Here is a 17,947-nt window from a genome sequence, read left to right as displayed (position 1 = left end):
TGGCGGGTCGGGTCAGTCGCGTCGTGTGCGCCGGTGGTCGAGGCGCGTTCACAGACTCCTGACGGGGGCGTGAACGGCGAGCAGGAGCCGGTCGGCCGGTGGCCACCCGTCGGAGGCGGGCTGCCAGGCGTCGGCGGTGTCGATGGTGGTGAACGGTCCGACGACGGCGATGGTGCCGCGTTGACGGTCGAGCAGGGCCAGCGCGACGCGGTCGCCGTCGAGGGTGGTGGTGCGGGCCGCGTGAGCGATGTCCGGTGGTACGGAGGTCCACTCGTTGTCGGCGAGATGTGGTTCGTCGGGGTCGTGCAGGGCGATCGGTGTGGTGGCGGCGATGTTCGCGTCGTGCAGGGCGAGGTCGGGTGCGTAGTCAGCGGCGGCGGCGCGGCCGGGGATCGGTCCATGTAGGGACAGGGCGTTGACGGTGGTGACGGCGAGCAGGGCGTGGGGCTGCTGGTCCTCGGCGGTGTCGAGCAGGGCGAGGCTGAACGCGTCGCGGCTGCCGATGTCGACCAGTGTGATCATCGTGGTTCGCCTGGTGTCAGCGCTGTTCCAGGTGATGACCTCGAAGTGGTCGCCGGCAAGTGTGAGGAACCGCTGGTAGGCGCGGTTGCTGGTGTCGAAGGGGTATTCGGTGTCGTTCACGGGCTCTCCCGGATCAGGTTGGTGCGCCTGGCACTGCGCAGATGGTGAGGCAGGAGAAGGCGGTTCGAGTTGGCGTCGGCAGATGACGGCACTGTCGTGGTCCCACGTGTCGTGCATGTTGTGGGCGGCAGGAGCGAGGTCGCGGCTTCGGAGTCGGTAGGTGCTCGTCGCTGGCGGTTGTGTTCCTGGCCGTGCCCTGCGGGCAGAGGGACGACGGACGGGGCTATCGGGCGAGGACGGAAACGGTTTCTCCGAGTAGTAGTGGCGCGCCGTCGGGGCCTTTGATGTAGGAGTGGATCCAGATGCGGTAGGGCTGCCCGTCTGCGGTGGTGAGGCGGCGCCAGTGCCCGCGTACGACGAACCGCACGCGGTAGTGCCACTGGGCCTCGCCCGTCGGTTCGGTGACGGGTTTGGTGCGGCGGAGCATGACAACGCGGGTGTCATGGCGAAGACCGGCTCGGTGCGCGCGGCGGCGGGCTGGCCGGTCCAGTGGTGGCCGGGCGATGGTGGCGAGGGGTTGTTCCTGGATGCGCCAGAAGGCGTACAGCAGCGCCGTGACCGAGCGCATGCGCATCGATTCTTGGTCGACGCAGTAGCGGCCGTCCGGGGCGGTTTCCCAGTCTCGGTCTTCGACGGGCGGTAGGTCGCCGATCGCGGTGAGGGGGACGCCGATAGGTATGTCGGCGAGAGTGTGCAGGATGTAGGGGCCGAACTGGGCGGCGATGTCGGGCTGATCGGCGAGTTGCCGCCGGCGATGCGCGGCGGAGGGGTCGAGGGGGTCGTCGCGGTCGGCCCATCCGGTGATATACCAGCCGGTGCGGCCGGTGCTTCGGACGTGAAACTTGGCCCAGGTGATGGCGCCGATGGACCTGACTCGGCCATCGAGGCGGCGTTCGTAGACGGGCTCGGGCAGGAAAAGCACACCGGCATCGCTGGGTGCGACGTCGTTGCCGACGATGTCGCCGGACAAGTCGAGGGCTTGTGCGGCAGCGGCGACGATCGCCGTCATCGCCGGGGCGAGGACGTAGCTTTCGCCGTCCTGCCACGGCTGGTGGGCGATGCGGGTGAACGCGTCGAGAGCGGTCGCGTCGGGCTCGGGGCCGTCGTAGGTGTGGGTGTCGAGGAAGGCGTTGATGTAGCTCGTCGCGAGCGGGGTGCGTGTGTATTCGATCATGCGGGTGCGGAGATCGACGGCTACACGGGCGTAGCTGGCGAGGGTCGACTCGTGGCGGAAGGTCATGGTGCCTCCGATGAGGTGTTCTCGGGAGAGTTCACGCGGCGCGTGGGCGGAGACGGGAAGGCTGGAACCAGCCGGTGAGGGCGGAAATGACGCGGGCGCGGCCACGCGCGCGGGGGCGGGGGGCGGTGGCGGCGTGTTGGGCGCGATGGGCGTCGCGTGCGGGAGGGCAGGGGTATGCCTGGTTGGCGCAGCGCAGGTTGGTGCATCGGTCGGGGTTGCGGGGGTGGGGTTGGTGGGCGGCGGCGACGTCGGTGGCGAGGAGCCAGAGCAGGACATCGGTGACCGTGTGGGGGATCGCGCGGCGGTGACGGGCCATGAGCGGCAGTTCCTTTCTTGTGGTGAGGGGTGGGTGGCCGCCACCGCTCGGGGCCGGCGTCCGGGTCAGGACGTGGTCGGGTATGCCGCGAGCGGTGGCGGGCCAGGTGCAGTGACGCTCGACTTTCGGTATTGATCAAGTCGTTGCGCCCGTGGCGGGGTGCCGCCTGCCCCGCCGATGAGGGAGCAGGCGACTTGGTTACACCGATTCCGGTGTCGCCCTGTCGAGGAGCCACCACTTGCTGCCGCAGCGGCGGGTTACTCGTGGTTTGCGCCGTAGGACGAGTAAGCGGTGGGTGTCGGGTCAGGTGAGGTGCAGGCGGCGCCGTTCGGCGGCCAGGAGGGTGCGGGCGGGTTGGTGCCAGGTGTCGTCGTCGAGCGGGGCGGTGGTGGTGCCGTCGGCGAGGGCCTGGATCGCGGGGACCTGCTCGGCGTAGACGCCGCCGAGCGCGGTCAGGTCTGTGCAGGCGCGCGTGATGGCGGCGCGGGCTTTGCCGGTCCAGGGTCCGGGCCGGCCCCAGGTTTCACGTCGTCGTCCGCGGATGGGGCCTTCGCAGAGGTGGTAGCCCAGCCAGACCACTGGGGCATGTAGGCCGGCGGCTTCGGCGAGTAGGGCGACGTTGTCGTAGTCGCCGGCCTGGTCGCCGCGGACCGGGCGGTAGCCGACGGGGCGGGGGTTAGTGAGCAGCCGCCAGTAGCCGGGATAGACGGCGGTGGAGGCGACGAGGTCTTTGGCGTCGCGGAAGCCGCCGGCGGCGAGGGCGTGCGGGAGTTGGTCGAGGAGCAGGTGGGCCAGTTCGCGGCGGACGGCGGGCACGCTCGGGTCGTCGGCCCGCCAGTTGCGGCCTCGTCTGACGGGGGTTGTGGTGGTCGAGGCGCTGTCTTGACCGTCGGTGCCAGTGGTGTCGAGGGGTGGGAGGCCGTTGCCGTCGGCGAGCTGGGCGAGCAGGCGGGTGGCGAATTCGCAGAGCATGTGTTCGAAGCCTCGGCTGCGGTCGTAGTAGTCCTGCACGGGTGTGAAGGGGCCGCCGCCTCGGTGCGCGACGCGGTGCGCGGCTTCGTGTAGGAGTACCAGCCGGGCGCGGTGCCGGTTGGTGAGCGCGTCGCGGTGGATGGCGATGTCTCCGGTCAGGGGCCGGTAGAAGCCTTCGGCGCAGGGTGCTTCGTCGCTGTGGTCGTAGACCTTGACCCGGTCGAGGGCGAATGGGCCGATCGCGCGGCGCACCAGCTCGCAGCTTTCGCGCAGGACCTCGCGCTCCGGGCCGGTCAGCTTCTTGAGGGTGACCCAGGTGGTGCGGTTGCGGTTGCGGGTGTGGTGGCGCTGCTGGCGGGCTCTGGCCATCTCTACGCCGAGCAGCCCCATCACTGCGGCCTGCTGGTGTCCGGCGAGGCCGGTGGTGGTCAGTTCGGTGTAGCCGTTGTCCTTGAGATCCAGTGCCGCTTCCTCACCGCCAGGGAAGGTGTAGTAGGTGTTCTCGGGGAGGTTGGCGCGTCCCCAGGTCCGCCATGCGGCACGAGTCCGGGGCAGGTTCACCGCGGTGAAGAACTGTTCCTGTTCGCGGAGTTTCCCGCCGTCGAGGACGTGCCGGGCGAACAGGCCGATGAGGGACAGGTCTTCGCTGGTGGCGAGGATGTCGCGGACCGCGGTGCGCAGCGCGGCGGCTTCCACGAGGGTGCGGTCGCGGTTCTGCAGCGCCTTGTGGTCGAGGGACAGGTCATAGGAGGCGAGGAAGCCGGGGATGCGGGTGACGAGCACTCCGCCGATCCACACCCGTCCCGGGTCGCCGTCGCGCACGCACACGCCGGGCGACGTGGGTGGCTGGTAGCCGGGCTCGGCGAGGGCGCGGAACCGTCCGATGGCCTCCTGCGCCAGCTCGCGACCGCATTCGATGGTGAACGTGGTGCCGCTGGTGCGGGTGTTGGGGTGGAAGTGGTAGACGAGGACCTCGCTGCCCTGCTGGGTGCGTGACGGGATGAGTCCGCCGAGCAGCTTGCGGCGCTCGACGGTGGGCACGAAGCCGTAGGAGACGGTTTCGCAGCGCACGGCGCCGATCTCGGGGCTGCGGGCGAGCACGAGGCAGGCGAGTTTCTTGCCCTCGCCGAACTGCCCGATCTGCTCGTCGGTCTTGCTGGACACGCCGAGGATGAGGCCTTCCTCGGGGATGCCGGGACCGCCGTCGGTGATGGTCAGGATCCCGTCGGCCCAGCGGACCGCCGCGTGCCGGTCCTCGTCGAGGGCGTTGGCGATCAGTTCGGAGATCGCCCGCACGGGCGTCCACGACCGCACGTACTCCGGTGAGATGGGGTAGGCCAGGCTGTCGGCATCCGCCGTGGTCCCGGTCGATGAGGCTGCTGTCGTGCTTGGGGTGTCGGTGGCGTTGATGGGCTCGGACACGAAGGTCCTCCGCAGAGATAGAGAGATCCGCGACCGGATTCGGTCGCGGATCGTCGATGTGGGAACGGTTTGGTCGTGGGACTGGTTGGTGGGGTGGTGTCCGCCGGCCCCGCCGCTGCGCGCGGCGGGGCCGACGGCGGGGTCAGGCGAGGCGGGATGTGCGGGTGAACCGATGGGTGAAGGTTTCGGCCTCAACCACCAGGTCCAGCCACTCGTAGCCGACGGTGTGAGCGCGACGCAGTTGCTCGATCAGCGGGTGGGGTTCCTCGGTGAGGTGCAGGTGCTCGACGAAGTCGTCACCGCCGAGGTCGGGATCGCTGCGGTGCTCGTCGAGGCGGGGGTTCCAGCCGTGGGCGTAGACGGTGAGGCTGGAGCCGGGCCGCTGCGGGTCGGTCAGCCGGGGCAGGCCGTTGGACATCAGGTACACGCCGTCGTCGTGGACCCACTCCAACGCCCCCAGGCAGGCGACGCCGTCCTCTCGTTCGGTGTAGCTGGGAACGTGCTCGGTGGCGGCGACGGCGTGTTCGGCCAGCCGCAGCGTTGCGGGCAGAGGGAAGTACAGGTGCAGTGCCATCGAAGGGCTCCTGTGGGTGCGGTGGTCAGGATCAGGTGGTGGCGAGGTGGGCGCCGAGGAGCGGCCCTTGCCGCACGGCGGTGACGGCGGTGGGGAGTTGGCGGCGTTGCCAGCCGTCAAGGGCGGTGGCGAGGTCGGCGCCCCACCGGTGGTGTTGGTTCAGGGCGGCGGTGAGGGCGGCGCCCTGTTCGATGCCGTTGTTGGCGCCCCTGCCGGTGTGGGGGCGCACGGGGGCGAGGGCGTCACCGATGAGCACCGCCCAGCCGGCGCCGATGGGCCAGGCCATGCGGCTGGGTGCGTCGATGTCCATTACCGGCGTGGCCATCCGCACGGTGGTGGCGTGCACGATCGCCGCGTGCGCAGCGGGCAGGACGAGAGCGGCGCGGGCGTCGACCAGCGCGCGGGCGGTGTCGGAGACGTGGCGGGGCAGGGCGAAAGTGCGTCGGTGCGGCGGGGCGCCGAAGCAGTGGGTGTAGTCGGCGGTGCTGCAGGTGAGGTACAGCGTCCAGTCCAGGCCGCCGGGGATGGGGGCGACGTTGTATTGGCAGCCGGGCCCGGGTTCCAGGCGCAGGAAGTCCCGCACCGGCGCGAGCGTGCTGTCGGTGTGTCCGCGGTGGGCGACGTAGCCGGCGTAGCGCAGTCGCCGCCCGGGGTCCAGCAGCCGCCGTCCGGTGGAGGTGCGGCCGTCGGCGAACACCACCAGGTCCGCGGCAGCGTGGCGGTGGCCGGCGAACAGCAGGCGCGGGCGCCCACCGCGCGTGGTGAGACCGGTGACGCGGTGTCCTGGCCGCAGAACGCCCTCGGGTAGGCGGCGGGTCAGGGCGTGGTGCAGCAGCGACCAGGTGGTGTTGCGTCCCGGGTACCGGTGCTGGGCGGTGTGGATGGGCTGCCGGTCGTGGAGGGTGACTTCCCGGACCGTTTCGGAGGGATGGGCGAGGATTTCGTCCTGGCTGATTCCGACGCGGTCGAGGACATCCAGGGCAGGGTGTTCCAGGCCGATCAGCCCGCCGCCGCGCGGCGCCGCGGCGGGCGCGGCCTCGTAGACGGTGACCGAGAAGCCGGCCCGCAGCAGAAGCAAGGCGCAGGTGGCGCCGGTCAGGGAGCCACCGACCACGGCGATGCGGGGCTGAGACGCTCGCGGCGGTGGGAGCGCCACGGTGGCCGGTATCGCGGCGATTCGATCGTGCGGCTGTGTCATCCGGGTGTCCTTCCAATCGAGGGGGAAGCCCGGGCACGGCCGTACGGCCGTGCCCGGGCGGGTGCGCGTGGTGCGCGAGGTGGCCGGGCATCGGCCGTGTGTGGTGCGGTTTCGGGTCAGGTCAGCGCCGCGGTGGCGCGCTGGTCAGCGCGCGTGGTGCGTGGCCTGACGGGTGCGGATGTGCGGTGTCGCTTGCGGCGGAGGGCCGCTCAGGTGCTGGGGCGCAGCAGCCGTGCCAGCGTGAGCAGCAGGTCCAGCACGTCGTCGGTGCCGGCCTGCGGGTCGTCGTCGATGGCGGTGAGGCCCTTTGGCTGGTCGCGGAAGCGGGTGAGGACGTAGGAGGCGCCGTTGTCGTCTACCGCGTGGACGTAGCGGACGAGTTGTGGTGGGTCCACGGCGTCGGTGGCGGCGGCGTGCATGAACACCCAGGCCACGATGCGGATCGGGCCGGTGTGAGTGACGAGGCTTGCCTGTACGGCCGGCTGGTGCAGGTCCTCGACGGCGTGGCGCAGTACCGCGACGGGGTCGTCGGTGTGTGCCGTCTGCGTGGCGGTGCGGGGCGCGGTGGCCACGCTGATGTGCCGTGCGGTGGGGTCGGGATGTCCGGGGACCGGGGCTTCCCGCAGCACCGCCAGCAGGGTGGGGCCGGGCCATGGGTAGGCGTGGTCAGCGTGCTGGTCGATGCCGTCCAGGCAGTACGAGATGGCTTGTTGCCGAGGGGTAAGCACTCTTTTCTCCGTTCACGGTGATGCGATCAGTGGACGTGTGGGCCATTCGAGAAGGTGTCGGCGCTGGTGAGGTGGGCCGCGGCTCCGTACGGCCGGTCGCGGCCGACGGTGCGCCGCGGCGTCGTCTGGTGTCGTTGTCATCGGCGTCCGTCGTCGGGTCGCGGTGTCGCGGTTTGTCGAGGGGCGCGGCGGCTGCCGCCGTCACCACATCGCGCAGCCGCTGGTGGGTCGCAGTGGGCAGCCCGTGGCGGGCCGCTGAAGGGTTATGCCTGCTCGAGGGCGGTGACCGCGGTGTCGGCGATGGCGTCGACGGCCTGGATCGGGTTGTCGACGAGCAGAGTGGTGGTGTGCGTGAAGGTGTGTCCGGCCAGGTCGGCGGGTCGCAGCCACAGCACCGCGCACCCGGTGCGATGCAGGGTGGTGATGAGTCGTTGCGCCGGCTCGAGGTCGGGCAGGTCGCCGTCGGAGACGACGGCGAGCATCCGGACCCGGCCGGGTTGGCGCAGGTTCAGCAACTGGTCGGCGATCTTCACCGCGTCGAGGAACGCGGTGGTGCCACCGAGCGCGGACATCTGCAGGACCTGGGTCGGCGGCCGGCGCGGTGGCACCAGCACGGTGGCGCGCGTGCCGAAGCCGATCATGGTGGTGGCCGAGCGGTTGGTGGCGGCGGCGTGGGCGAGGATCCAGCCGGCGGAGGACATGGGTGCCGCGTAGGAGCGCATGGAGCCGGAGGTGTCGACGAGGACGCCCAGGTGCAGGGTGGGTTTCGGTGGCGGGGTCTGGGTGCGGCGCTGCCAGGGCGTGGCGGTGGGCATGCTGCCGGCGGCGATCTGCGCCTTCGCGGTGATGGCGTGGCGGGTGCGTAGCCGTCCGGGCGGTGTGGTGCTGGGGCGGGTGTCGGGTTCAGGGACGTGGGTGCGGGCGCGCCGCAGCCGGGCGGCGAGCAGAGTCGCGGCGGTGCGCTCAGCGTCGGTGGGGTCGCGGCGGGTCCAGGACGCCGGTGCGCCGTGCGCGGACACGATCTGCTGGTCGGCGTACTGGGCCGGGGTGAGGCCGAGGTCGTGGGCGAGGTAGTCGGTGAGGGCCTGGGCGAGCATGCCGGCGAACTGGCCGGGGTCGGGCCGCGGTGGTTGCGGCTGGTGACGGGGGTCGATGCCGAGGACGCGGCACCACTGCCACGCGAGGTCGATCATCGTGTCGGCGTCGGTGTCGTCGATGGTGTGGACTTGCCGCCAGATGTCGCGGAGCTGCCGCAGCGTGGCCCGGCCGAGGACGGTGGTGACGGCAGCGCGGACGCCTTTGATGTCCTTGGCGGTGATGATGCGGGCATCGACCCTGGCCAGGAGTAGACCGGCGAGGCTGGCGGCGTGCCAGGCGTCGTCGACGGGGGCGTCGCCGGGATGGAGCAGGGCAGTGACGGTGTGGCGCAGCCACCGGCGGTCGCCGCGGCGCCTGCCGCGTTGCCGGTTCTCCGCGCGGGACTCCTCGAGCACGGCGGCGACATCGGCGACGACCGGCGGGGTGCCGGGTGGGGTGTCCCACAGGCTGTGGGCGGCGTGGGCCGCTTCGTGCACGAGCAGCCCGTAGGCGGTGGGTACGACCTTCTTGTGGCCGGCCTTGTACGGGTCGGTGATGTCGGGCGCCCCGATGTACGTGGCGTCGACCTCGACGCGGGAGGCGCGGGGCAGGAAGCGGGCCGGGGCGCCGCCGCCCGCGCCGGGGGCGACGTGGGCGCTCAGGTCGTGACGGCCGGTCAGGGTGGGCAGGTGCCGGGTCCAGGCGTCGCTCCACGCCAACCAGTCGGAATCGCTGAGCGGTGCGGTGCCCGCCACCGGGTCGCGGTGGGTTGAGGGATGAGGCATGAGGGTGTTCCTTCCGTGGTTAGCGTTGTTTGCCGAGGGTCAGTGGGGTGACGTCCGCGCCGAATCGCGCTTTGAGGGCGGCGAGGACGTGGTCGCGGTCCTCGGCGGGGGCGCGGCCGGCGAGGTTCGCCACCGCGGCGGCGCGTCCAAGGGTTTTGCTGACGCGGGTGAAGCCGAGCAACTCGCGTAGCTGCGGCGCCCAGCTGATCCGCCCTGCGGCGAGATCGCCGTTGAGGGCGATCGCAGTCTCCACCGCGGGTGGGGGCACGCCGAGGTGACGGGCGAGGTCCCAGTCGGTGGTGACCTCGATGTGCACGTCGAAGCGGGAAGCCAATGCTTCGGTGAGGATCGCGCCGTGCACGCCGGGGTTGTGACCAGCGACGACGTAGAACCCGTCGGCGGCCTCGACCCGTTCGTTGCGGTAACCGGGGATGGTGATCACCCGCCGGCCGTCCATGGCCGGGTAGAGCACGGCGAGGACCTTCGGCGGAATAAGGGTGGCGTCGTCAACCAGCAGCGCCCTGCCATGGCGCATCGCGGTGACGAGAGGGCCGTACACGAACTCGAACCCGCCGTCGGGCAGCGGGATGAAGTTGCCGAGGAAGTCCTCGACGACGGTGTCGCCGGTGCCCGCGACGGTGAGCAGGTCGGGGTAGGCGGCCTCGATGAGCGCGGTTTTGCCGGTGCCGGGCGGCCCGTAGAGCAGCACCGGGATACGCTTGTCGCGCAGCCGTTGCAGCACGTCGACGTCGGTGGCTCCCGCCAGCTTGCGCGGGAAGTACAACTCGCCGTTAGGTCGGGTGACCGGCTGCCGTCGGCCCGTTCCGCGTCGTCCTTGGCGGGGTGTGCGCGGGGCGGGCGGCGGCATCTGCCCCGCCGCGTCGATGCCGGCCTGCGTGATCTGGTAGCGGTGTGGCGCGCTCTGGTGGGTGGCGTAGCCGGCGGTGGCCATCTTCTTCAACACCTCGAACACCGCCCCGGTCGAGGGCACGTCGAGGACTTTGGTCAGCTCGCTGACGGTGAAGACCTGATCGGGGTGAGCGGCGAGGTGCGCGGCGACCTTCTGGTACAGGTGGCCTGGCCGCCGGTTGCCGGCCGGTGGAGGCGAAGCGGCGGCTGCGGTCGTGGGGTGCATGCGGGTTCCTCCCATTCGCTGGTGGGTGGGAGCCCGCGCGCCCCGTCTGCCGGGGCGCGCGGGCTATCGGCGTCCGCGCGCTGCGGAGACGGGTGATCAGATGCGGTTGGACCGGCGAGCGGGGTGCCGCCCCGGTTTCCGTCCGGGGATTCGCTGCCTGCTCGGTCGGTGACGTATCAGCAGGTGAAGGTGTCTAGAGGGCTCGGGCGAGTGCCATCAGTCGGTCGAGGCTGGCCGCGATCCGGCTGTCAGGTATGCCCGGCGGCGGCTGCGACGGTCTTCTGACGGTGGCCTGCCGCTCGCCGCGAACCCGCAGAATCTGATGGAGCTGACCGTCGAGGTCGACGGCGGCGACGAGACGGGTTTCGATCCGCGTTGAGGGTGGCGCCTTGGCGAGGTCGCCGTGGCGGTAGTTCTGTGGTCGCTGCGCGGCCCACGCCTCGAAAACCAGAGCGAAGGCGACGCAGCGCCGGCCGCCGAGGTTCAGCCACGCGTGTAGCTTCGGTCGCGCGGTCGGGCTGTCGAGCAGATCGGCCAGGCTGTGCAGGATCACGCCCGGGGGCAGGGGTCGGGTCGCCGTGGGCGAGCACCGGGTTGTGCCAGACGGTCGGGTCGATCAGGCCGGCGTCGACGTGTACGCCCGGGTGCGGGTTGGGCTGCGGCAGGTCGAACACGCCGAGCAGCGTCGGTGGAAGGTCCCATCCGCGACGTTCGTGCGCCGCCTCAACATCGACCAGCGCGCGGCTCAGCGCGTCTCGGGTGCGAGGTTCGAGTTTCATGGTTGTCCTCCTTCGGGTGATGAGTTGTGTAGGCAGGTCGGCGCCGACGACGATGCGGTGGGCGTCGGCGACGCGCATCGGCGGTGATCGGCGGCGCCGCGCAGCCCCGGGAGACTCGTGCTGCTGCGGACGGCCGATTTAGGTGCCTCCGGCGACGGTGTCGCAGCGGCGTGGGTCGACGGCCAACCAGGGCAGGCCCCATCCGATGCGGTAGCGGCCGTGGATCGGCTGGGTCTGGTGGACGCCGCCGCCGAGCGACAGCGGCCGGGCGACGGTCAGCACACCGGCGTCGAGGTCGACGCTGCGCCAGTCCCTGCCCACGTACTCGGCCATGTCGTCGAAGGAGGCGGCGACGGCGCGTAGGGCCGCGGCGTCGACGTCGAGTTCGACGGCGCCGTTCCACCAGCCCAGCACGACGGCGATACAGCCCAACAGGTAGCGGTCGACGCCTGCGGGGTTCTTGTAACACAGCCACGGTCCGGAGAACACGGCTGTGCTGCCCCGTGGTGGTAGGTATTCAGGAGTGGGCATCGATCACCGCCACGGACCAGTCGGTGGGGTTGAACCGGTTGCGCGGTCGCCAGGGTCGTCCCGGATGGCGCCGCTGGTGAACAGCCCAGTCGACCGGGCGGGGCATCCGTCGGGTCGGGGCGGCGGTGGGGTCCGGTATGCGATGTTCGTGCAGCAGGTCCCGGAATACGTGCAGTAGCCGGGGAGGCGTTGCGCCGGTGTCGGTGCCGGCGGGGACGGCGTGGGTCGTGTCGAGCCACACCACTCCGGCGGCGTCGACCCAGGCGACAGGGGTGCGCCCCGGTGGGAACCGCCACCCGGGATGCAGTAGCCGCGGCAGCGCGACGATGTCCCCTGGATACGGCGCCCAGTCGGTGTAGTCCCAGAGCGCCACGGTGCCGGGTCGTCGGCCGGCGACTAACGTGTCGGCGCAGCCGGGGCAGGCGGTGTCGCCGACGCGGGTGGTGCCCCGGCACGTGTCGCAGGTACGCCAGTTCCTCGGGTCGGCGTGTGGCTGGTAGGAGGGATCCCACGCCCCGGTGACCTGCCCACCGAGCCGATATCCGTCGATGGGGAGATGGCGGGCCAGCAGGCGCATCGGCCGGATCAGGTGGGCGTCGATGGTGTGCACGGTGGCGGTGGCGGGGATCAGGGCCGCGATCAGGTGATGTGCCATCAGTGCGCTGCCTGCTCGCGCGTGGCGGTGGCGGCGCGGCGCGTTCCCTTGCTGCGCGTCGAGGTTCCCTTCCCGGTCCGGCGGCCGGCGCTGAGGTACGGGGCCAGCGCTTCGCGGAGGCGTCGCAGGTTGTCCGGGCCGAGGTCGATCTCGTAGGCGACCCCGTCGAGAGCGAGGTGGTGAGTAGTGACGTTGTCGCTGCTGTGGTCGAGGTCGTCGGTGACGACGACGATCGTTTTGGTTGCCATTGCGGGTTTCCTTCCGATCGATGGAGTGCGGTGTCGCCCCCGGTCGTCGTGGGGGTGACCGGGGGCGACACCGGCAGGGCGGAGAGCAACGGCCGGATCCGTGCCGGATCCGGCCTCATGGGTTGCGTCATCTGGGCGGTGTAGACGCCCGCGTGCGCGGTGGCATGGGCAGCGGGTGGTGTGCTCGTTGGGCGGGGCGATCCGCGACCGCGAGTTGCTGCGGTGGAGGCGGCGCTGCCGACACGTGCCGGGGTCGGCGGCTCACGTCGCCGCAATGGCGGCTAGGCGGCTGCGTAGACCGCCGCGCCGTCGCCGGTGGCGACGCGCGCGATCTGCTGGGGTGTGACCGGGATGATGTCCTCGCGGGCGACGTTGGGCCACGGGTAGCCGTTGCCGCCGAGCAGAGCGAGGGTGTAGCGAGGGTCGTTGAAACCGTCGATGCCCACTTGGAGGTGCTGACCCCTCGACGGCGAGCGCCGGCGCGACAGTGACGATCTCCCCCGGCTGCAGTGCCCGCTCGTCGCAGTCGACCTCACGCATTGGTTGGGCTTCCTGGCAGGCGGGCACCGCTCGTGGTGGGTGGGTCGGGGATGGTGCCGGCGATGCGGTCGCAGTCGTAGGGGTGTACCGCCTGCCAGGTCCAGTTCCAGCCCATCACCACGTACTGGCCGTCGGCGTCGGGGCGGATACGGTCGATGGCGTCGGGGTCGTGTTGGACGCGGCTGTCGTCGCAGACGATGACGTCGCCGTCGAACGACATCCGCCCCCATGCTTCGTCGACGCGCTGGTCGGCGTCGCTGGAGGTGGCGCCGCCCTCGATCAGGCGTTGGCGGTGCTGGTCGCGGTGGGTTTGTTGGTCGGCGACGATCGCTGCGGCGACCTGCCGGGTGCAGCGGAACACCGCCCAGCCGTTCCACCGGTCGATGAGGGTGCCGGTGAAGGCGACCGGGATTCGCATCTGTCCGGTCGAGTTGGGCGTGGCCGCCCAGTCCCCGGCGAACACGCCCGGGCCGCCCACACGCACGGCGTCGGGGTAGACGTGGCGCAGGTCCCGGTCGTCGCCGTCGGGGTGCAGGACCCTGCGGCACTGCCGGGCGGCCTCGTCGTCAACAGCCTGGTCGAAGCCGTCGCACCATGCCTGCCGCGCCTGGTCCGCCTGCGGGCCCGTCAGTTCTGTGTAGGTGGGGGCGTCGGGTGGGGCGTGGTCGGCGTAGCGGGCGCGGCCGGCGGCGTCGCCGCGGTCGGCGAGCGGCAACCCGTCGATGGTCCGCCCGTCGGTGGCCACGATGCTGGCCAGGACCTCGCGGGCGACGCCCGTCACATCGCCGTGGGCCCGACCGCCGATGGTGTCCTGCGTCCACCGCTGCGCGGCGTCCCGGCCGGCCACGGCGCCCGCCTCACGCAGCGCGGTCAGGACCAGCTGCCAGGCCGCGTCGAAGAGCGGACGGACGCGGTCGCCGGCGTCGAGGACGATCGACAGTTGAGAGCCGCTGTCCCAGGCGATGTCGAGGATCCGTTGGTCGGGGTCGTAGCCGCGCACAGTGCCCTCGTCCCCGGGGCGCAACCGGGTGTAGGGGTCGCTGGTGCGCTCCAGCGCGACCCGATCACCGGGCCGATAGTCACTCGCTGAAGGCCAGAGCTCGGGTTGATTGCTGCTGATAGGGCTTGTCATCGTCGCATCTCCATCGGTGGTCATCGTTGTGTTATCGGATGGGGTGGGGGTGCCGCCGATGCGGCGGTGCGTGAATCAGCGGTGTGGCGCTGCGCACCTGCGCCCGTAACGTCGTCGCGGCGGGACCGGCAGGCGTGTAAAGCGGTCAGCTCTCGAGACGGATGTGATGCGCCCGCACTGCGGTGGGAGTCCCGGGCCGTGGTTCTCGGGTGCAGTAGGCGGTCAGGGTGCGCGGGACGGTCGCGCCGTAGACGGGCTGGTTGTCCGGACGTACGAGCACGCGCTGCCCGGCGGGGAACTCCACCGGCGCGGCCGGGTCATCGCGCCAGTGGATGTCGGCCACGACGCGGCCGAACACCCAATCGGCGAAGTACGCCGCCGTGTACTGGGGATATCTGCCGTAGTCGGAGGCGATCTGGGTGATGAGTTCCCGTGCCTGCGCCAAGGTCAGGCCTTCGAGGAGGTCGTCGGGCACCGGTGGACGCTCGGCGAGGCTGACGACCTCGACCGCCACGCCAGCCACCGTGCGGGACATGTCGCCCTCGCCGGTGATGGTGATCAGGCCGGTCTGATGGTCGACGGCCGCGACTCGGTGCCGGATGGCTTCGCCGGCTGGTTGGACGATGTCCCCGACGGCGATGGCACTGCCGGGAGAGCCACGGCCGGCCAGGAAGGTTTCGGCGGCAGCGCGGTCGAGGACCGGGCTGTCCGGGTGGTGAACGTAGGCGGTGAGGTCAACGGGCGCGGGCGGCGGCTGTGGCGGCAGATGCAGGGTGTAGCCGGCGGGTTCGGGCGAGGGCCGTTCAGACGTCACGAGGTGGTCCTTCCGGTGAAGAGGCAGATGGGAACCGGCCGCGACCCGGATGTGGGGGCGCGGCCGGTGGTGAGCCAGGTGGTGGTCGGGACGTGCGGGTTAGTCCTGGCAGCCCCAGATGCAGCCGTCGGGGGTGCAGGGCTGCCCGGCGGCCATGCGGGTGAAGGCGTCACGCCAGTCGGGGTCCTGCGCGGGGCTGTGCAGCGGCCAGTCGAGTCCTTCGGCGAACACGGTGATCTTCGGAGCCCCGTACATCGGGTAAGGGACGCTGGTCATGGCGGTGATGACGTCGTCGCGGCCGAGCAGCCAGGCCAGTTCGGTGAGCTTGTCGACCGCGCGTGCCGCGGATCCGCTGCGGTGGTTCAGGATCTTGTGCACGGCGAACCAGAGGTACTCGCGGCCGTACGCCTCGGGGCCGGCGTGACCGTCCCACCGCAGGTTGTTCCACTGCTGCGCGGTGATCTCGGACTGCAGGAACGGGCGGGCACGGTCATTGTCGAGGGCGTTGATCAACAGGTCGCGGCGGAAGCCGAAGGTGTCCTCACCGGCGGCGGCGTGCTCGTCGATGCGGTGCAGGATCTCCTCTTGTGTCCGGGCCACGGGGATCATGAGTGTTCCTTCCAACTGTTGGCTTGTGCTTGATGAGGGGAAGCGGTGCTGCGCGCGTGCTCAGCCGGTATTGCCCGACGCGCCGTCGGTGGTGGGTGCCGGCGGTGGCCAGGGTTTGCGAACGAGGTGGTCACCAAAGATCGGGTTGGTGGCGACCAGGGAGCCGCAGCGGTTGCAGAAGGTGATGGTGTCGAGGCCGTAGCCGGCGATAGACGGCGCTTCAAAGTGGTCGATGTCGTTGACGCCGCCGCACGCAGTGCACCTCGTCGTGTCGGGGCCGCCTTTGTCGAGGGCGGGTTCGGTGATGAAGAGGGCCTCGTCCGGGTTGAGGTGGTGGGCGCTGTGCCGTAGCCAGCGGCCGTGGACCGTCGCCTCGTACACGACCAGCCGTCGGTGCTCCAGGTTCAGCAGGTACAGCCATTGCACCGGTCCATCGACGGTCTCGCGTAGCGAGCCCTGCCTCGGCGTGCTGTGTCCGGTGGCGCTCGGGTATCCCACCCCGGGTACGGGCGGGTGCTGGTCCCATCGGCGGGGTTTCGGGTTGGCGGCGAGTTGGAGCCAGGGGCGGGCCAGCAGCGCGGCTGCCATCGCGCCCACGTCGCGGTTGAAGGTGTCGGTCCAGATCCGGCGCAGCAGTGGCACCAGAACTTCCGGTTCGTCGCCGAGCTGGATGTGGCGGGCGACGTAGGTGCCGCGGAACGCGGCCTCACCGATCAGCGCGGGTGCGCTCACGGTCGTGGTCCTCCTTCTCGGTAGTGGGTGGGTGTCTGTGGCGGCCGTCGCGGGTGGGGCAACCACGCGGCGCTACGGGGTTTGCGGGACGATGCGGCGGATGGCGGCGAGGTCGGGCAGCCAGGCGGATAGCCGGCTGATTTTGACGACGTCGCCGGTGTGGGGCGCTTGGATGAGTAGTCCTTGGCCGAGGTACATGCCGACGTGGCCGGGGCGGCTGGTGCTGCCGCGGCTGCCGGGGATGAACAGCAGGTCACCCGGGCGGAGGTCCTGCGGGTTGGTGACGAGCGTGCCGGCGTGGACCTGGTCGCTGGTGGTGCGCGGGAGGTTGATGCCGGCGGCCCGGTAGGCCTGTTGCATCAGCGATGAGCAGTCGCACTGGTGTGCGGGGACGCCGGAGTGCGGCGCGGTGCAGTCCCCGCCGAAGGTGTATGGGGTGCCGCGTTGTTGAAGGGCCCAGGCGATGGCGGTGGTGATCTGCGGTGGGGTGCCCGGTGGCAGGGTGAACCCGGGCGGTAGGGGCGCCTGGTCGGCGCCGGGTCGGCCGTCGCCGCCGTCGAGCAGGCACAGTGGGTTGGCCATGGCCTGTTCGAGGTCGACGGCGATGGGGCCGGCGGGGGTGCCGCCGGTGAGCACGCGTAGGAGGGCGATGGCGTCGTCTTCCCATTTGGCGTAGGCGCCGGGATAGGCGGAGCGTTGCACGGCCTGCGCGGCGTCGGTCAAGGTCATGGCCTGCCAGCCGGTGACGGCGAGCAGGGCGGTGTAGAACTTTCCGGCCGCGTAGCGGGGGTCTTGGAGTTGGGTGGGTGTGCCCCAGCCTTGGGAGGGGCGTTGTTGGAACAGGCCGACGGAGTCGCGGTCGCCGCCAGCAAGGTTGCGCAGGGTGGATTCCTGCATGGCGGTGGCGAGGGCGATGACCCAGCCGCGGGGCGGCATCTCGCGTTCTGCGCCGACGGTGACGATGACGGCGGCGTTCGCGGTCTGCTCGCGGGTCCACCCGATGCTGCCGTCGGCGGGTGAAGTGATGGTGGGGGTGGGCAGCAGCGGTTGCCCGTCGGGGGCGAGGGCGGTGTAGCAGCCGGCGGCGGAGGCGCCGCCCGAGGTGAGCAGCGCGGCGAGGCCGCCGGCGCACAGCGCCAGCAGCACGGTTATGGCGGCGGCGACGCCGGTGAGCGCCCGGGCGCTCACCGGTCGTCCCGGCCGTGAGTGGGTTGGGGCAGCCGTTGGACTGGTGCTCTGGTGGGTGACCAGCAGTGCAGGGGGTAGGTGGCGATGCGGGTGCCGTCGGTGCTGTGCACGGTGACGGTGTCCGTGTCGGGGTGCAGGAGGTAGATCCATTCGGCGTCGAGGTGCCGGGCGTGGCACAGCGGGAACACCGTGACCGGCTCCGGCGAGTCGACGACTCCGCGGGTGGTGCTGGTCAGGGCGACGCCCACCCCGGCGACAGTCCGCTGCCCGGCCAGCGAGGAGGAGGTGGTGGCGGTGGTGGCGTCCGGGTCGAGGTGTTCCCAGTCGTGGGCGAGGATCGCGGTGATCAGCGCGGCGGTGTCGTGCCGGGTGTGGTGGGCCCAGATCGCGGCGAGGGCCGGCAGGACCACGTGCGGGTGGGCGTCGTAGAGCACGGCCCGGGCTCGCACGCGGCGGGGCTGGCCGGGGCTGGTGGCGCCGATGTAGCAGTGTGTGCTCACGGGTCGAGGACTCCTTCAGCAGGCTGTGCGCGATGGGTGCGGGTCAAGGGCTGGTGTGGTTCGACCGGAGGCGACCAAGTGGCTTGTTGGTGTCGCCGGCCGAACACGTGGTCTCGGCGGGGTGCTTCGG

General features: G+C 71.2%; 20 protein-coding genes. 1 reads left to right on the top strand and 19 read right to left on the bottom strand.

Translation table 11 applies throughout. The annotated features are described in order from the left end of the window. Window positions 1-48 precede the first annotated feature (48 nt). The 9 genes from ACLQ2W_RS01035 to ACLQ2W_RS00995 form a co-directional block, all read right to left on the bottom strand. On the bottom strand, window positions 49-642 hold the full coding sequence (locus tag ACLQ2W_RS01035) for a hypothetical protein (RefSeq protein WP_425784875.1): 594 nt from the start codon (window positions 640-642) through the stop codon (window positions 49-51). A gap of 223 nt (window positions 643-865) precedes the next feature. Beyond that, on the bottom strand, window positions 866-1,882 hold the full coding sequence (locus ACLQ2W_RS01030; protein WP_425784874.1) for a hypothetical protein: 1,017 nt from the start codon (window positions 1,880-1,882) through the stop codon (window positions 866-868). Window positions 1,883-2,501: 619 nt separating this feature from the next. Then, window positions 2,502-4,787 (bottom strand): ATP-binding protein, encoded by a 2,286-nt coding sequence (locus ACLQ2W_RS01025; RefSeq protein ID WP_425784873.1) that lies wholly within the window; start codon window positions 4,785-4,787, stop codon window positions 2,502-2,504. Next, the gene (locus tag ACLQ2W_RS01020) at window positions 4,735-5,166 is read right to left on the bottom strand and encodes a DUF3085 domain-containing protein (protein WP_425784872.1); all 432 of its coding nucleotides are present in this window, start codon (window positions 5,164-5,166) and stop codon (window positions 4,735-4,737) included. Before ACLQ2W_RS01020 ends, ACLQ2W_RS01025 begins: the two co-directional genes overlap by 53 nt. Window positions 5,167-5,197: 31 nt before the next feature. Then, window positions 5,198-6,364: an FAD-dependent monooxygenase gene (locus tag ACLQ2W_RS01015; RefSeq protein WP_425784871.1), complete on the bottom strand. Its 1,167-nt coding sequence runs from the start codon at window positions 6,362-6,364 to the stop codon at window positions 5,198-5,200. 209 nt (window positions 6,365-6,573) lie between these two features. After that, on the bottom strand, window positions 6,574-7,092 hold the full coding sequence (locus ACLQ2W_RS01010; RefSeq protein WP_425784870.1) for a hypothetical protein: 519 nt from the start codon (window positions 7,090-7,092) through the stop codon (window positions 6,574-6,576). A gap of 263 nt (window positions 7,093-7,355) precedes the next feature. Then, window positions 7,356-8,954 carry a VWA domain-containing protein gene (locus tag ACLQ2W_RS01005; RefSeq protein ID WP_425784869.1) on the bottom strand — a complete coding sequence of 533 codons (1,599 nt, stop codon included), beginning with the start codon at window positions 8,952-8,954 and terminating at the stop codon, window positions 7,356-7,358. 19 nt (window positions 8,955-8,973) lie between these two features. Further along, window positions 8,974-10,089, bottom strand: a complete 1,116-nt coding sequence (locus ACLQ2W_RS01000; RefSeq protein WP_425784868.1) for an AAA family ATPase — start codon at window positions 10,087-10,089, stop codon at window positions 8,974-8,976. Window positions 10,090-10,282: 193 nt separating this feature from the next. Further along, on the bottom strand, window positions 10,283-10,642 hold the full coding sequence (locus tag ACLQ2W_RS00995) for a hypothetical protein (RefSeq protein ID WP_425784867.1): 360 nt from the start codon (window positions 10,640-10,642) through the stop codon (window positions 10,283-10,285). A 25-nt stretch (window positions 10,643-10,667) separates the two neighbouring features. On the opposite strand from ACLQ2W_RS00995, the gene ACLQ2W_RS00990 reads away from it, so the two are divergent. Beyond that, complete coding sequence (locus tag ACLQ2W_RS00990; protein WP_425784866.1) at window positions 10,668-10,955, top strand: hypothetical protein; 288 nt, start codon at window positions 10,668-10,670, stop codon at window positions 10,953-10,955. Between the two features lie 51 nt (window positions 10,956-11,006). Here ACLQ2W_RS00990 and ACLQ2W_RS00985 read toward each other — a convergent pair whose 3' ends face one another. From ACLQ2W_RS00985 to ACLQ2W_RS00940, 10 genes are all read right to left on the bottom strand, one after another. Beyond that, window positions 11,007-11,357 (bottom strand): hypothetical protein, encoded by a 351-nt coding sequence (locus ACLQ2W_RS00985; protein WP_425784865.1) that lies wholly within the window; start codon window positions 11,355-11,357, stop codon window positions 11,007-11,009. Between the two features lie 28 nt (window positions 11,358-11,385). Continuing rightward, a complete protein-coding gene (locus ACLQ2W_RS00980; protein WP_425784864.1) occupies window positions 11,386-12,054 on the bottom strand; it encodes a hypothetical protein in 669 nt (222 codons plus the stop codon). Then, complete coding sequence (locus ACLQ2W_RS00975) at window positions 12,054-12,302, bottom strand: histone-like nucleoid-structuring protein Lsr2 (protein WP_425784863.1); 249 nt, start codon at window positions 12,300-12,302, stop codon at window positions 12,054-12,056. Before ACLQ2W_RS00975 ends, ACLQ2W_RS00980 begins: the two co-directional genes overlap by 1 nt. 281 nt (window positions 12,303-12,583) lie before the next feature. Then, on the bottom strand, window positions 12,584-12,748 hold the full coding sequence (locus ACLQ2W_RS00970; RefSeq protein WP_425784862.1) for a hypothetical protein: 165 nt from the start codon (window positions 12,746-12,748) through the stop codon (window positions 12,584-12,586). An 86-nt stretch (window positions 12,749-12,834) separates the two neighbouring features. After that, entirely contained in the window at window positions 12,835-13,974 is a 1,140-nt protein-coding gene (locus ACLQ2W_RS00965; protein WP_425784861.1) for a DUF4314 domain-containing protein, read from the bottom strand. 145 nt (window positions 13,975-14,119) lie between these two features. Beyond that, window positions 14,120-14,788, bottom strand: coding sequence for a hypothetical protein (locus ACLQ2W_RS00960; RefSeq protein WP_425784860.1), 669 nt, complete (start codon window positions 14,786-14,788; stop codon window positions 14,120-14,122). A gap of 99 nt (window positions 14,789-14,887) precedes the next feature. Next, on the bottom strand, window positions 14,888-15,397 hold the full coding sequence (locus ACLQ2W_RS00955; protein WP_425784859.1) for a hypothetical protein: 510 nt from the start codon (window positions 15,395-15,397) through the stop codon (window positions 14,888-14,890). A 60-nt stretch (window positions 15,398-15,457) separates the two neighbouring features. Then, window positions 15,458-16,129 carry a hypothetical protein gene (locus ACLQ2W_RS00950; RefSeq protein ID WP_425784858.1) on the bottom strand — a complete coding sequence of 224 codons (672 nt, stop codon included), beginning with the start codon at window positions 16,127-16,129 and terminating at the stop codon, window positions 15,458-15,460. 72 nt (window positions 16,130-16,201) lie between these two features. Further along, entirely contained in the window at window positions 16,202-17,317 is a 1,116-nt protein-coding gene (locus ACLQ2W_RS00945; RefSeq protein ID WP_425784857.1) for a C40 family peptidase, read from the bottom strand. After that, window positions 17,314-17,817, bottom strand: coding sequence for a hypothetical protein (locus ACLQ2W_RS00940; protein WP_425784856.1), 504 nt, complete (start codon window positions 17,815-17,817; stop codon window positions 17,314-17,316). Before ACLQ2W_RS00940 ends, ACLQ2W_RS00945 begins: the two co-directional genes overlap by 4 nt. Window positions 17,818-17,947 lie beyond the last annotated feature (130 nt).

This window comes from Micromonospora sp. DT227 (assembly GCF_049841835.1).
GTDB lineage: Bacteria > Actinomycetota > Actinomycetes > Mycobacteriales > Micromonosporaceae > Micromonospora.
The sequence above is the reverse complement of the archived record's forward strand: the minus strand, read 5'-3'. Positions and strand labels throughout refer to the sequence as shown.